Source organism: Pseudomonas lurida (assembly GCF_013522705.1).
GTDB classification, from domain to species: domain Bacteria; phylum Pseudomonadota; class Gammaproteobacteria; order Pseudomonadales; family Pseudomonadaceae; genus Aquipseudomonas; species Aquipseudomonas quebecensis.
In genome coordinates, this window is sequence record NZ_JAAMRE010000026.1 from 1 (window position 1) to 12,879 (window position 12,879).

Genomic DNA, 12,879 nt, shown 5'->3' on the forward strand with positions numbered 1-12,879 from the left:
GCGCCAGCAACTGGTCAAACTCGGCCTGGGACAGATACCGCAGCCATTGCTCGGCATGGGCCACCGGGTCCGACAGCCACTGGAACAGTTGCTTGAGGTTGTCCCACAGCGAGTACAGCGCTTCGCCGAATCCGCGCGCGTAGGCGGCGTGGAGCGAGAGGTAGCGCTTAAGGAAGTTCGCCTCGGAGTAGCCCTGCCACAGCGGTTCGAAGGTGGCGGACCATTCGCTGCGCAGCCACGCCTCCAATGGGGTGATCAGCGCCTGGTAAGAGGCGTACAACGCCTTGAAATGCGCGGCGGATACATTCGGGTAGAAGTGGATGCGGTAGCGCTGGTTACGCTCGCATTCCTTGACTTCAAGAATGCCGCTGGACCCCATGGTTTTATGGATCGGCTCGCCCAGCAGCGTGCCGTCTGCATCGACGCGCTGGAGGATTACCGGTGTATTGCCGATGGGTACGAACCGTGAACTCTGGAACCGATGCACCAAGGTCAAGGTGCCGTCGGCCCGGCATGCTGCAACGGTCCTGCTGGGGAACAGCGAGCGGTTGATCGGCGCGACCCGCTCCGCTTCGTCCCCGGCCTTGAACACCTGCTCGATATTCAGCGCCGAAAAGCTGAGGACACTCTCGGCCCAGGCGTCGTAACTATTGAGGCATCCGCGAAAATCCCTGAGCACGGACTCGACGTCGCGGGTCTTTGCATCCAGGGCGGCGAGTACCAGAAAGCCAATGGCTTCGCTGGTCGCGCCTATCATGAGGCGGCCCTATCAATCAGGGCCATAACGAAAAAAACCATCTGCAATCCTTCGCACTGTGTGATCAGGCGAGGGACTTTGCAGAGGTTTATGGGGCAGGGGAGTAGAGCTTATCCGGCGCTTGCGTGGGATGTTTCGGCAGCTGTCACATCCGGTCGTAACGGACGAGCCTACCGAACCCACGAACCCTGGTTAGACTTACCTGTCGAAACGTGCAACTCACGGCCCGCCGTCACTCAAGGAATCTTCATGTATTCAAGCCGCCTGATCCTCTGCCTTTTGCCCTTGCTGGTACTGGCGGGTTGCTCCACCGCCCGAGGTCCGCAGCAACCGGAACGCAGCGAAGCCGAGGTCAAGGCGCAGATCGTGCGGTTGCTGCCGGCCAACGTTACGGACCGCAATGGCTGGGCCCAGGATATCTACACGGCCTTTGATACCCAGAAAATTTACCCGAGCACCGAAAATATCTGCGCGGTGCTGGCGGTGACCGAGCAGGAGTCCACCTTCCAGGTCGACCCGCCGGTGCCCAATATGGGCAAAATCGCCCAGGATGAAATCTTGCGCCGTGCCGGCAAGGTGCATGTGCCGGCCTTTGTGGTGCGCAGCGCATTGCAACTGAATTCGCCCACCGGCAAGAGCTACGCCGAGCGCCTGAGCGCCGCGCGCACGGAGAAAGACCTGAGCGGTATTTTCGATGACTTCATCAGCATGGTGCCGTTGGGCAAGACGCTGTTCGGCGGTTTCAACCCGGTTCACACGGCCGGACCGATGCAGGTGAGCATCGACTTTGCGCAGAAACAGGCGCGGAATTATCCCTACACCGTGGACGGTTCGATCCGACGCGAAGTGTTCACCCGTCGCGGCGGCATGTACTTTGGTATTGCCCATTTGCTGGGCTACCCGGTGAACTATGATCAGCCGCTGTACCGCTTCGCCGACTTTAACGCCGGCTGGTACGCCAGCCGCAATGCGGCGTTTCAGGCGGCGGTCAGTCGGGCTTCGGGGCTCGAACTGGCACTGGATGGGGATTTGATACGCTACGGCTCATTGCTGCCCGGCACCACTGAGCTGGCGGTGCGTTCGTTGGGCGCGAAGCTGGACATGCGCAACCCCAGCATCCGCAGCCAACTGGAGCAAGGTGAACAGTTGGATTTCGAGGAAACCACCCTGTACCAACGTGTGTTTGCGCTTGCCGACAAGGCCGCGGGCAAACCCATGCCGCGCGCGATTCTGCCGGGGATTGTGCTCAAAAGCCCGAAGATCACTCGCAACCTGACCACGGCGTGGTTTGCCAAGCGCGTGGATGAGCGTTATCAGCGCTGCATGAAGCGCTGAGGGCTGGTCATTTCAATCCCGTCAGGTGTTTTTGCGCTTCACCACAACCCGGCGCCACAGCCACACCCACAGCCATACCACCGGGAATGCCAGGATCAAGAACGGCAGCACATAGCTGGCGCGCTCCAGGGCGTCTGCGGTGCCGTCCACCAGGTTAGTGCCCAGGTTGCTGAACATTCGACTCAAGCGTGACGACTGGTTCGCGCCGTCGTAAGAGCGGAAGTTGAGAGTGACGCGGTTGGTGTCCAGGCGGCGCTGCTGGCCGGCGGCAACCTGGGCGAGTGCCTGCAGTTCGTTTTCAATGCTCGCCTGTTCCTTGCTCAAGGCGATCAGGTCGCTGACGCTGATGTCCTTGCGCTTGGCCAGTTCATCGAGGCGCTGTTGCTGGGCTTGCAGGCGATCCCGGCGGCGACCTACATCAGCCACCGCGTCGGCCAGATCTTCGGCCGTGGTGACGCGCTGTCCGAGCGTTCCACCTTCGGCGGCCAGCCTGACCATCGGTTCCACACCGGTCGGCGCGATCCGCAGGATGATTGCCCCGCCATTGCCGTCTTCGGTAATGCCGAGGATATTGCAGGCGCCGAACCGTGCCGATTCACAAGCCTCACGGGTGGCCTGCATGCGCGGCGCGAGCAGGGCGCCGGGCAAGGCCAGGGTCAATTCATGTTCGTAGGCCAGTTGTGCCCCGGCTTGGCCTTGTTCGCCATTGATGGCGGCGGCGCGGGAATGCTCCTTGGGCGAGCAGCCGACCAGTACCAGGCCAGCCAGCAGAATCAATAACGGGACGCGAAGCGGGCGAGGGTTGCCGTCCAGATGGCGCATTGCGGTTCCTTGGGGGAGTGCGGAGACGTTGGCGGCGATTAAAGCGGGTCCGGCGTATTAACGCAAAGCCTCGTGCAATAGGGCTGACGGTGATGGCTTGGAATGCGGAGTTCGCAGTGCCTCACCCTGACCAGCCATGACGATCTAATGTGGGAGGGGCAGCCCCTCCCACACGTGAGCTGCGCTGCGCTTTTATCAGCTGCGTTCGAGCGCCAGGGCTACGCCTTGGCCGCCACCGATGCACAGGGTCGCCAGGCCTTTCCTGGCATCGCGCTTGATCATTTCGTGCAGCAGGGTCACCAGCACACGGCAACCCGAGGCGCCGATCGGGTGGCCGATGGCGATGGCGCCGCCGTTGACGTTGACCTTGTCCGCATCCCACTCCAGCTCCTTGCCCACCGCCAGGGATTGCGCGGCGAAGGCTTCGTTGGCTTCGATCAGATCCAGGTCGCTGAGCTGCCAACCGGCCTTGTCCAGGCAACGGCGGGTGGCCGAGACCGGACCGATACCCATGATCGCCGGGTCCACGCCCGCATTGGCGTAGCTGGCGATTCGGGCCAATACCGGCAAGCCCAGGGCCTTGGCTTTGTCGGCACTCATCAACAGCACCGCAGCGGCGCCGTCGTTGAGACTGGAGGCGTTGCCCGCCGTAACGCTGCCGTCTTTCTTGAAGGCCGGCTTGAGCTTGGCCAGGGACTCGGCCGTGGTGCCGGCGCGCGGTTGCTCATCCACGGCGAAGGCAATCGGCTCGCCCTTGCGCTGAGGGATCAGGATCGGCGTGATCTCATCGACAAACCGCCCGGCCTCGATGGCGGCGGTGGCCTTTTGCTGCGAGGCGGCGGCAAAGGCGTCCTGGGCTTCGCGGCTGATACCGTATTTGTCCACCAGATTCTCGGCGGTAATGCCCATGTGATAATCGTTGAACGCGTCCCACAGGCCGTCGGTGATCATGCTGTCGATCATCTTGGCGTGGCCCATGCGCAAGCCCGTGCGCGCGGCAGGCAGTACGTAGGGGGCCAGGCTCATGTTCTCCATGCCGCCGGCGATGATGACGTCGGCGTCGCCGCAGCGGATGGCCTGGGCACCGAGATGCAGCGCCTTGAGGCCCGAGCCGCAGACCTTGTTCAAGGTCAGGCTCGGCACCGCGTGGGGCAGGCCGGCGAGTATCGAGGCCTGGCGTGCCGGGTTCTGGCCCGAACCTGCGGTGAGCACTTGGCCGAGGATCACTTCATCGACCTCGGCCGGGTCCAGGCCGGTCTGCTCCAACAGGCGACGGATCACGGCAGCGCCCAGTTCCGGAGCCGGGATGCTGGCCAGCGAACCTTGAAAGCTGCCCACGGCGGTGCGGGTGGCAGCAACAATCACGACGTCTTGCATGGAATCTGTCCTCACTGGAAGTGCATTTCTGGAACGTGGTCCGGGACGATCAGTTTACCGGCGGTCTTGCTCACAATCTCTTCAACGCTGACGCCAGGTGCGCGTTCCTTGAGGACAAAAGCGCCATTTTCGATTTCCAGGTACGCCAGGTCCGTTAGCACGCGCTTGATGCAGTGGGCACCGGTCAGCGGCAGGCTGCAACGATCGAGCAACTTGGATTCACCGTCCTTGGACGCGTGGGTCATGATCACAATGATGTTTTCCGCGCCGGCCACCAGGTCCATGGCGCCGCCCATGCCCTTGACCAGTTTGCCGGGGATCATCCACGACGCGATGTTTCCCTGCACGTCCACTTCAAACGCGCCGAGCACGGTGAGGTCGACATGGCCGCCGCGAATCATCGCGAAGGATTCGGCGGAAGAGAAAATCGACGCACCGATGCGCGCGGTGACGGTCTGTTTGCCGGCGTTGATCATGTCGGCGTCGATGGTGTCTTCGGTCGGAAACGGACCCATGCCGAGCAGGCCGTTTTCCGATTGCAGCATGACTTCCATGCCGTCTGGGATGTAGTTGGCTACCAGGGTCGGAATGCCGATACCGAGGTTGACGTAAAAGCCGTCCTGCATCTCGCGGGCGACGCGCTGGGCCATTTGTTCGCGGGTAAGAGCCATTTTGTGTGTCCTTATTGTTCGGGCTGGAGGCGGATTATTTGCGCACGGTGCGCTGTTCGATGCGCTTCTCGAAGGTGCCGCAGATGATCCGATCGACGTAGATGCCAGGAGTATGGATCTGCGCCGGGTCCAGCTCGCCCGGTTCGACGATTTCCTCGACTTCGACCACGGTGATCTTGCCGGCGGTAGCGGCCAGCGGGTTGAAGTTCTGAGCGGTGTGGCGGTAGATCACGTTACCGAAGTGGTCGGCTTTCCAGCCTTTGACGATGGCGAAGTCGCCGGTGATGGATTCTTCCATCAGGTAAGGGCGACCGTTGAACTCGCGGGTTTCCTTGCCTTCAGCCACTGGGGTGCCGACGCCGGTGGCGGTAAAGAACGCCGGGATACCGGCACCGCCTGCACGCATTTTTTCGGCGAGAGTGCCTTGGGGCGTCAGCACCACTTCGATTTCGCCGCTGAGCAACTGCTTCTCGAACAGCGCGTTTTCACCGACGTAGGACGCGATCACTTTGCGAATCTGTTTTTCTTCCAGCAGCACGCCCAGGCCAAAACCGTCGACGCCGCAGTTGTTGGAGACCACGGTCAGCTCACGGGTGCCTTTGCGCTTGATTTCGGCGATGAGATTTTCCGGGATGCCGCACAAGCCGAAGCCGCCGGCGAGTACCGTCATGCCATCTTCCAGGCCTGCCAGCGCCTCTTCATAGGACGCCACGCGTTTATCGAAACCTGCCATATGCACCTCTTTTATTGTTTGTGGGCCAGCCAATGGCCCGAGTGTTGCGCTGATGAATTGATTTGTTAAGTTGTTTTTTAAGGTTGATTGATTTAGAAAACAGCATAGTCGAAGCGTCGCTCGGAGAACCGTCATGACCGTGAAACAGCTGCGTGCCTTCCTCGCCGTGGCACAGAGCCTGAGTTTCGCTGCTGCCTGCGAGCGTCTGCACCTCTCCCAGTCGGCGCTGAGCCTGACCATCAAAGGCCTGGAAGAGGGTTTGGGCGGGCGATTGTTCAGCCGCAATACACGCAACGTGGCGTTGACCCCGGAGGGTGAATCGCTGCTGCCCCTGGCGCGCCGACTGATGGCCGATTGGGATAACGCCGAGGATGAGTTGCGCCAACGCTTCACGTTGCAGCGCGGGCGCGTCACAGTGGCGGCGATGCCGTCGTTTGCTGGCAACCTGTTGCCACCGATCCTGAAGATATTCCGCGCGCGTTACCCACAGGTGAACGTGACGGTGCACGACTTGATCAACGAGCAGGTATTGGAGATGGTGCGCGATCGCCAGGTTGAGCTGGGCGTGGCGTTCGAGCCGTCTGAAGGATCGTCGCTGGCTTTTACTCCGTTGTATCTGGATCGCTTCATTGCGGTCGTGCCTGGGGATTCGCCGTTGGCGCAGTGCGACGAGATCGGTTGGGAAACCTTGCTGGAACACCCCTTCATCACCTTGCAACGGCCGTCCACGGTCCGGGTGATGCTGGAGGAGCATTTGGGTGCGCTACGGATGAAACTGCCGGTCGCACTGGAAAGCCATCAATTGGCGACTGTGGGCAAAATGGTAGCCAGCGGCTTGGGCGTCAGTGCCGTGCCGGCGTTGTGCGCCAGGCAGATGGAGGAGGCCGGCGCGCATTGCATTACCTTGCGTGATCCGGTGATCGAACGACCGATTGGTGTGCTGACCAAGCCAGGGCATGAATTGTCGGCGGCGGCACAAGTGATGTTCGATATTTTTCGCGATGAGGCGGGCAAGGGCCGATTTCCAACGTTTTGACCCGCGGCGCAAACAAGTGTGGGAGATGGCTTGCCTGTTATAACACTTTAACTTCAACACTGTTGTTGAACGTTAATGGCTATCGCAGGCAAACCAGCTCCCACATTGAACGAGGTGTTTCTAGTAGTAGCGATCAATCACTTTTACTTGAGAACTGTCTTTGAAAGACTCCCAGGCATTGTTAAGTGTGTCGAATACTTGTTCGATAAAGTTGCGATCGGCAGCGGCCTTCTTGCCGACATAACCCTGGCCGCGGCGATACATCTTCAAGCGCGCCGCCAGTTCACGGTTGTTACGGTCGAACTCGGCTTCTTCGGTGTGGGGCGCCAGGCAGTCGATCTTGACTTCGCCCGATTTGCCAATCCACAGGATATGGTCGTCGAGTGTGTCTTTCTGCGCTGCGAACATCTCAGCCAATTCATCGATAGTTGGTTGGTTGTTCAGATTCATGTGTAAGCCCCTTGACCAGTTGGCGATCTATCAGTTGGTTCCGTTAAAACTGCTTAGTTGTCTCCGGCTTCAATAACCGGGCGTCAGTAACTGTCTGCCGAATACGGGCAGGGTCTTGAACCTGATGCATGTAGTCTTGCTGATGAACTGCTACGCAATGCTTTCATAACGAAGACAAGGAGCATTCGAGCTTCTTGTACCGTGCTCTTTCGAGGTCGGTCAGCTTCATCAATCTGCCTTGTGGGCAGTGCACATCCGGAAAAAACAGCTCGGCGGTCAGACGAGCTCTTTCAAAACGCTTGTTACCAACGCTCCCGATCCGGGAGACGCCTTGATCATGCAAGGACAAAAAGGTTACGTCAACGGTTATGTAGTGATTATTTTTTCTCACTACATAATTCGTCGTGGGGACGGGGAGATACGGCAGGGGCGTGACTCAAGCGTCATTTTTTGCGCTGGTCGGTCGCTGCGGTGGAGAAGGGGAGCTACTGCAAACGGTCCGCCAGCAAGGGGAGAAGCTGCTCGCACGAGCCTTCGATCTTTACCTGCAACAACTCATCGCCTCGGGTCTTACCCAGGTTGATGGCGATGACCGGTTTGCCTTGCTCGACCATGGCCTTGCACAAGCGAAACGCCGAATAGGCCATCAGCGAGGAGCCCACCACCAGCAATCCTTCAGCCTGTTCCACCGCCGCCATTGCCTTGGCGGCAGTAGGCGGGGCGACGTTCTCACCGAAAAACACCACGTCCGGTTTCAACCGTTCGCCGTTGCAATGCGGGCAGTGGGGCACCTCAAAGCGCGCTTCGAAGGCCGGGTCGAGCAGCGTGTCGCCATCGGGCGCCTGTACGGCATCGACGCCCGCCAGGTAGGGATTCTGGGTTTCCATCAGATGCTGGATCGCATCGCGCTGGCTGCGCTGCTGGCAGTCCAGGCACAGCACGCGGTGCAGGCTGCCGTGCAGTTCGATCACTTCCTGGCTGCCGGCCTGATCGTGCAGGGCGTCGACATTTTGCGTAATCAACCCGCTGATGCGCCGGCGTTGTTGTAGCGTCGCCAGCGCCCGATGCGCTGCATTCGGTTGTGCGACGCGTACGCGCGGCCAGCCCAGCATGGCGCGCGCCCAGTAACGCCGCCGCGCCTGCGGGGTGGCCAGGAATTCCTGGTACATCATCGGCGCCTTGCCTCGGCGCACGCCTTCGCGGTCGCGGTAGTCCGGGATGCCTGAGGGCGTGCTGATGCCTGCACCGGTCAACACCAGAAAGCGCCGATCGGCCATGGCCCGATACAGGGTGTCGAGGTGGTCCTGCTGATGCGCCAGGGATTCGAGCATGGTTTCTCCTATTCGCCGCGGATGTACTGCTCCAGTTGCCTGATCAGGTCAGCCTGCTCGGCGATGGCCTCCTTGACCAGATCACCGATAGAGAGCAGGCCCAGCAATTTGCCGTCTTCGACCACGGGCAGGTGACGCAGGTGACTGTCGGTCATGATGTTCATGCATTCTTCGACGCGTTTATGGGTATCCACCGTGATCACCGGCGCGCTCATCACCTCGTGCACCTTGGTGGTCAGCGACGACAGGCCCTTAAGCATGATTTTGCGCGCGTAGTCACGCTCGCTGATGATGCCCACCACTTCGTTGTCTCGGACGACCGGTAATGCCCCCACGTTTTTTTCCGACATCCGCATCAGGGCTTCAAACACAGTGTGATCCCATTGGATGGTGTGGACGTCCTGGTTTTTCTGGTCTTTGGCTTTCAGCAGCTGTGCAACGGTTTTCATGGCGGCCACTCCGGTGTTGTTGTTATCAGGAATTCAGTGCAACCCCTACAGAATCCTAGACGGCCTGCGTGCTAGCAAGGACCAATGCGGCGTTAAACCTGTCGAAAAACGTCACTGGCCCGCTTTTTTTGGTGTTTATCCGCTATTTACCGGTTTTTTTGCCCGTTTTGGGCTGGTCGATGTCTTGCGAGCGGCTGCCTTGCGTTTGTTTTTCCACGGCGTCGCTCCTCGGCCTGCCGGGCTGGCCGGGCCGGTGATGGTCATGCGCAGGCCATTGCAACGCGCCACCTGCTTGCTCATCCAGGCCGCCTGTTTGGCGACGAATTCCTCCAGACTCATTTCACCGCTTTGCACCATGTCCAACGCTTGTTCCCAGATGGCGGTGGTGCCGGGGTCGGCGATGGCGCGGGGCACCGCGTCGATCAGGCTGAATGCCGCTGGCGTGGCGGCCAGCGCCTTGCCGTTCTTGACCAGGTAACCGCGGTCGAGCAGCCCCTGGATAATACCGGCGCGAGTGGCTTCGGTGCCGATGCCGGTGGTGTCCTTGAGCTTTTGCTTGAGCAGCGGGTCCTCCACCAGTTTGGCCACGTTTTTCATCGCCTTGATCAGGTCGCCTTCGGTAAAGGGTTTGGGTGGCTGGGTCCACAGGTCCTTGAGCGTGACCTTGGCTATTGCGTAATCCTGGCCCTGCACCAGCGCCGGTAGGGCCTGGGGCGCTGGCGCTTCGCGGCCCTTGGTGGGTGCGAGTGCTTCGGGCAGGGCGCGTTTCCAGCCTGGCTCGATCACCACTTTGCCCACCGCGCGCAGGGCAAAACCGGCGCAGTCGAAATCCGCCTGAGTGCGATCGTATTCGTGGTTGGGCAGGAACTGCGCCAGATAGCGTGCGCGAATCAAGGTGTACACCGCGCGGTGCTTGCCGCTGAGCTGGCCCACATCCTTGCCGGCCCCGGTGGGAATGATGCCGTGGTGGGCGCTGACTTTGGCATCGTTCCATGCCCGCGAGCGTCGCTGGGGATCGATATGCGGCATCAGGTCGCCGACCGCCGGATCGGCACGTCCCAGCGCGGCGAGAATCTTCGGTGCCTCGCCGTGCTGGCTCAGCGGCAAGTAGCCGCAATCGCTGCGCGGGTAGGTGATGACCTTGTGGGTTTCGTAGAGGGATTGGGCAATGTCCAGAGTTTCCTGTGCGCCGAGGCCGAGTTTCTTCGAGCAGATTTCCTGCAGAGTGCCCAGGTCGAAAGGCAAGGGCGCCACCTCGCGCATGCGTTCGGTGCGCAGCTTTACCAGGCGCGCGCTGGTGGCGTTGCCCATGGCATCGGCGGCGGCCTGCGCCAGTTGCGAGTTGAGACAGCGGCCCTGGTCGTCGCAGGCATCCTCGGCGGCGCGCCATTGGGCCGTGAAGATCATGTGTGCGTGGCGCAGGTCCACATCGATGGCCCAGTAAGCCACCGGGACGAAATCGGCGATGCTGCGGTCGCGGTCCACCACCAGGCGCAAGGTGGGCGTTTGCACCCGGCCCACCGGCAACACGCCTTGATAACCGGACTGACGCCCCAGCAGCGTGAACAGACGACTCATGTTCATGCCGATCAGCCAGTCGGCGCGGGAGCGGCCCAGGGCCGAGTGGTACAGACTGAAGGTGTCGGCGCCGGGCTTGAGGGCGGCCAGCGCCTTGCGAATCGAAGCGTCGTCCAGCGCCGACAACCACAGCCGCTGGATCGGCCCCCGATAGCGGCAATGCTCCACCAGCTCGCGGGCGATCATCTCGCCCTCACGGTCGGCGTCGGTGGCGATCACCAGTTCCTGGGCTTCCCCCAGCAAGCGCTTGACCGCCTTGAACTGGCTGGCGGTCTTGGGTTTGACCAGCATCTTCCATTTGTCCGGCACGATCGGCAGGTCGGCCAGCACCCAGCGCTTGTACTTGGCGTCGTAGGCATCGGGCGGGGCGGTTTCCAGCAGGTGCCCAATGCACCAGGTGACGGTGACCCCATTGCCCAGCCAACACCCATCGCCACGACGACCGGCACCGAGCACCGCCGCAATGTCCTTGGCCTGGGAGGGTTTTTCACAAAGGTACAGCCGCATGGTCATCACATCAGATCGGGTTGATGCTTTGCAGGATGCTCAGTCGGATGGATTTGAGCAACCATTATCTGTATGGATGTACAGCTTTGAGTTTCAAGCTGCAAGCTGCAAGCGGCAAGAAAGAGCCGATTGGCTTTTACTTGCAGCTTGAAGCTTGCCGCTTGCCGCTTATTCAGTTGCTATCGATATCCACGTGCCGCGTTTCCTTAAGGCAGAACAACCCGACAATCAGGCTCACCCCCGTCACCACCACCGGGTACCACAGGCCGTAGAAGATATCGCCGGTGTATACCACCAGCGCAAACGATACGGTCGGCAGGAACCCGCCGAACCACCCGTTACCGATGTGGTAGGGCAGGGACATCGAGGTGTAGCGGATGCGTGTCGGGAAAAGCTCCACCATCAACGCCGCCAGCGGGCCGTAGCACATGGCCGCGATCAGGATCAGCAGCACGATCAGCGCCACCACCATGACTTTGTTGACCTGCGCCGCATCCGCCGAAGACGGGTAACCGGCCAGGGTCACGGCGCCACGCAGGGCCGCTTCGTCAAAACCGTCGATGCGCACATCGCCCACGCTCACCTGTACCGGGCTGCCGGCCGGCGCGGCGGCGCTGGTGTAAGGCAGGCCTTGTTTGACCAGAAAGGTCTTGACCTTGTCGCATGGGCTATCAAACCGCGCCTTGCCCACCGGGTCGAATTGGAAGGTGCAGGTGGCCGGGTCGGCCAGCACGGTGATCGGCGCCTGGCGGCTGGCCTGGTCCATCGCCGGGTTGGTGTAGTGCGCCAGGCCCTTGAAGATCGGGAAATACAGCGCAGTGGCAAGCAGCAGGCCGAGCATCAGCACCGGTTTGCGCCCGATTTTGTCCGACAGCCAGCCGAACAGGATGAAGAACGGCGCGCCAATTACCACGCTGATAATCAGCAGCATGTTGGCCAGGGCCGGGTCCATCCGCAGGAACTGGGTGAGGAAGAACAGCACGTAGAACTGCGCCGCGTAGAAGGTCACGGCCTGCCCGCCGTTGATGCTGAACAGCGCGATCAGCACCACTTTGAGGTTTTCCCATTTACCGAACGACTCGCGGATCGGCGCCTTGCTGGCCTTGCCTTCCTCTTTCATTTTCAGAAAGGCCGGCGACTCATGCAGGCTCATGCGGATCCAGGTGGAGATGCCCAGCAGCACGATGGAAAACAGGAACGGAATCCGCCAGCCCCAGACTTCGAACTGGTCGCCGGTGAAATAGCGGCATGCCAGTACCACCAACAGTGAAAGCAGCAGGCCGATGGTGGCGGTGGACTGGATCCAGCTGGTGTGGAACCCGCGCTTGCCGACCGGTGCGTGCTCGGCGACATACGTGGCGGCACCGCCGTATTCACCGCCCAGCGCCAGGCCCTGCAGCATGCGCAGCACGATCAGGATGATCGGCGCGGCAATGCCGATGCTGGCGTAGTTGGGCAACAGCCCGACGCAGAAGGTCGCCACGCCCATCAGGATGATGGTCACCAGGAACGTGTATTTGCGCCCGATCATGTCGCCCAGGCGGCCGAACACCAGTGCGCCGAACGGCCTCACCACAAAGCCGGCCGCGAAGGCCATCAAGGCAAAGATAAACGCCGTGGTGTCGTTGACCCCGGCAAAGAACTGTTTGCTGATCACCGCCGCGAGGGCGCCGTAGAGGAAAAAGTCATACCACTCGAACACCGTCCCCAGGGACGAGGCGAAGATGACTTTTTTGGAATCGTTGCCGGTGCTCGCGTTTATTGCCGAGCCCAGGGGTTGAGCGTGGTCTGACATCGGGTAGCCCTCACAGTGATTATTTATTGTTGTTCCAC

The 12,879-nt window shown here is 61.0% G+C and carries 12 protein-coding genes and 1 pseudogene; 3 read left to right on the forward strand and 10 right to left on the reverse strand.

Annotated elements, in window-relative coordinates; genetic code table 11:
• A pseudogene (locus G7025_RS19525) lies at positions 1 to 757 on the reverse strand (type IV secretion protein Rhs); the annotation flags it as partial.
• Between the two features lie 249 nt (positions 758 to 1,006).
• Between G7025_RS19525 and G7025_RS19530 the strand changes: the two are divergent.
• Positions 1,007 to 2,092, forward strand: a complete 1,086-nt coding sequence (locus G7025_RS19530) for a DUF1615 domain-containing protein (protein ID WP_181080735.1) — start codon at positions 1,007 to 1,009, stop codon at positions 2,090 to 2,092.
• Positions 2,093 to 2,113: 21 nt separating this feature from the next.
• On the opposite strand, the gene G7025_RS19535 is transcribed toward G7025_RS19530, so the two are convergent.
• The 4 genes from G7025_RS19535 to G7025_RS19550 form a co-directional block, all read right to left on the reverse strand.
• Positions 2,114 to 2,914: a DUF4349 domain-containing protein gene (locus G7025_RS19535; protein WP_181080736.1), complete on the reverse strand. Its 801-nt coding sequence runs from the start codon at positions 2,912 to 2,914 to the stop codon at positions 2,114 to 2,116.
• Between the two features lie 195 nt (positions 2,915 to 3,109).
• A complete protein-coding gene (locus tag G7025_RS19540; RefSeq protein ID WP_181080737.1) occupies positions 3,110 to 4,291 on the reverse strand; it encodes an acetyl-CoA C-acetyltransferase in 1,182 nt (393 codons plus the stop codon).
• 11 nt (positions 4,292 to 4,302) lie between these two features.
• Positions 4,303 to 4,962, reverse strand: coding sequence for a CoA transferase subunit B (locus tag G7025_RS19545; RefSeq protein WP_034097206.1), 660 nt, complete (start codon positions 4,960 to 4,962; stop codon positions 4,303 to 4,305).
• Between the two features lie 34 nt (positions 4,963 to 4,996).
• Entirely contained in the window at positions 4,997 to 5,695 is a 699-nt protein-coding gene (locus G7025_RS19550) for a CoA transferase subunit A (protein ID WP_034097208.1), read from the reverse strand.
• Positions 5,696 to 5,828: 133 nt separating this feature from the next.
• Between G7025_RS19550 and G7025_RS19555 the strand changes: the two genes are divergently transcribed.
• A complete protein-coding gene (locus G7025_RS19555; protein ID WP_181080738.1) occupies positions 5,829 to 6,731 on the forward strand; it encodes a LysR family transcriptional regulator in 903 nt (300 codons plus the stop codon).
• Positions 6,732 to 6,851: 120 nt separating this feature from the next.
• Here the strand turns inward: G7025_RS19555 and G7025_RS19560 are convergent, their stop codons facing one another.
• The 4 genes from G7025_RS19560 to G7025_RS19575 form a co-directional block, all read right to left on the reverse strand.
• On the reverse strand, positions 6,852 to 7,181 hold the full coding sequence (locus tag G7025_RS19560) for a hypothetical protein (protein ID WP_034097212.1): 330 nt from the start codon (positions 7,179 to 7,181) through the stop codon (positions 6,852 to 6,854).
• Between the two features lie 485 nt (positions 7,182 to 7,666).
• Entirely contained in the window at positions 7,667 to 8,512 is an 846-nt protein-coding gene (locus tag G7025_RS19565; protein ID WP_181080739.1) for an NAD-dependent protein deacetylase, read from the reverse strand.
• 8 nt (positions 8,513 to 8,520) lie between these two features.
• Positions 8,521 to 8,961 (reverse strand): CBS domain-containing protein, encoded by a 441-nt coding sequence (locus G7025_RS19570; RefSeq protein ID WP_181080740.1) that lies wholly within the window; start codon positions 8,959 to 8,961, stop codon positions 8,521 to 8,523.
• A gap of 135 nt (positions 8,962 to 9,096) precedes the next feature.
• Positions 9,097 to 11,046: a DNA topoisomerase III gene (locus G7025_RS19575; RefSeq protein WP_181080741.1), complete on the reverse strand. Its 1,950-nt coding sequence runs from the start codon at positions 11,044 to 11,046 to the stop codon at positions 9,097 to 9,099.
• Between G7025_RS19575 and G7025_RS19580 the strand changes: the two genes are divergently transcribed.
• Positions 11,045 to 11,197: a hypothetical protein gene (locus G7025_RS19580; RefSeq protein WP_181080742.1), complete on the forward strand. Its 153-nt coding sequence runs from the start codon at positions 11,045 to 11,047 to the stop codon at positions 11,195 to 11,197. The two genes, G7025_RS19575 and G7025_RS19580, sit on opposite strands and share 2 nt — an antisense overlap.
• Before the next feature lie 21 nt (positions 11,198 to 11,218).
• Here G7025_RS19580 and G7025_RS19585 read toward each other — a convergent pair whose 3' ends face one another.
• Positions 11,219 to 12,841, reverse strand: a complete 1,623-nt coding sequence (locus G7025_RS19585) for an MFS transporter (RefSeq protein ID WP_181080743.1) — start codon at positions 12,839 to 12,841, stop codon at positions 11,219 to 11,221.
• Between the last annotated feature and the right edge of the window lie 38 nt (positions 12,842 to 12,879).

Bases quoted from the DNA above. Each gene is read 5' to 3' on its own strand.
- G7025_RS19530 (WP_181080735.1), top strand. From the start codon at position 1,007: ATGTATTCAAGCCGCCTGATCCTCTGCCTTTTGCCCTTGCTGGTACTG.
- G7025_RS19535 (WP_181080736.1), bottom strand. From the start codon at position 2,914: ATGCGCCATCTGGACGGCAACCCTCGCCCGCTTCGCGTCCCGTTATTG.
- G7025_RS19540 (WP_181080737.1), bottom strand. From the start codon at position 4,291: ATGCAAGACGTCGTGATTGTTGCTGCCACCCGCACCGCCGTGGGCAGC.
- G7025_RS19545 (WP_034097206.1), bottom strand. From the start codon at position 4,962: ATGGCTCTTACCCGCGAACAAATGGCCCAGCGCGTCGCCCGCGAGATG.
- G7025_RS19550 (WP_034097208.1), bottom strand. From the start codon at position 5,695: ATGGCAGGTTTCGATAAACGCGTGGCGTCCTATGAAGAGGCGCTGGCA.
- G7025_RS19555 (WP_181080738.1), top strand. From the start codon at position 5,829: ATGACCGTGAAACAGCTGCGTGCCTTCCTCGCCGTGGCACAGAGCCTG.
- G7025_RS19560 (WP_034097212.1), bottom strand. From the start codon at position 7,181: ATGAATCTGAACAACCAACCAACTATCGATGAATTGGCTGAGATGTTC.
- G7025_RS19565 (WP_181080739.1), bottom strand. From the start codon at position 8,512: ATGCTCGAATCCCTGGCGCATCAGCAGGACCACCTCGACACCCTGTAT.
- G7025_RS19570 (WP_181080740.1), bottom strand. From the start codon at position 8,961: ATGAAAACCGTTGCACAGCTGCTGAAAGCCAAAGACCAGAAAAACCAG.
- G7025_RS19580 (WP_181080742.1), top strand. From the start codon at position 11,045: ATGGTCATCACATCAGATCGGGTTGATGCTTTGCAGGATGCTCAGTCG.
- G7025_RS19575 (WP_181080741.1), bottom strand. From the start codon at position 11,046: ATGCGGCTGTACCTTTGTGAAAAACCCTCCCAGGCCAAGGACATTGCG.
- G7025_RS19585 (WP_181080743.1), bottom strand. From the start codon at position 12,841: ATGTCAGACCACGCTCAACCCCTGGGCTCGGCAATAAACGCGAGCACC.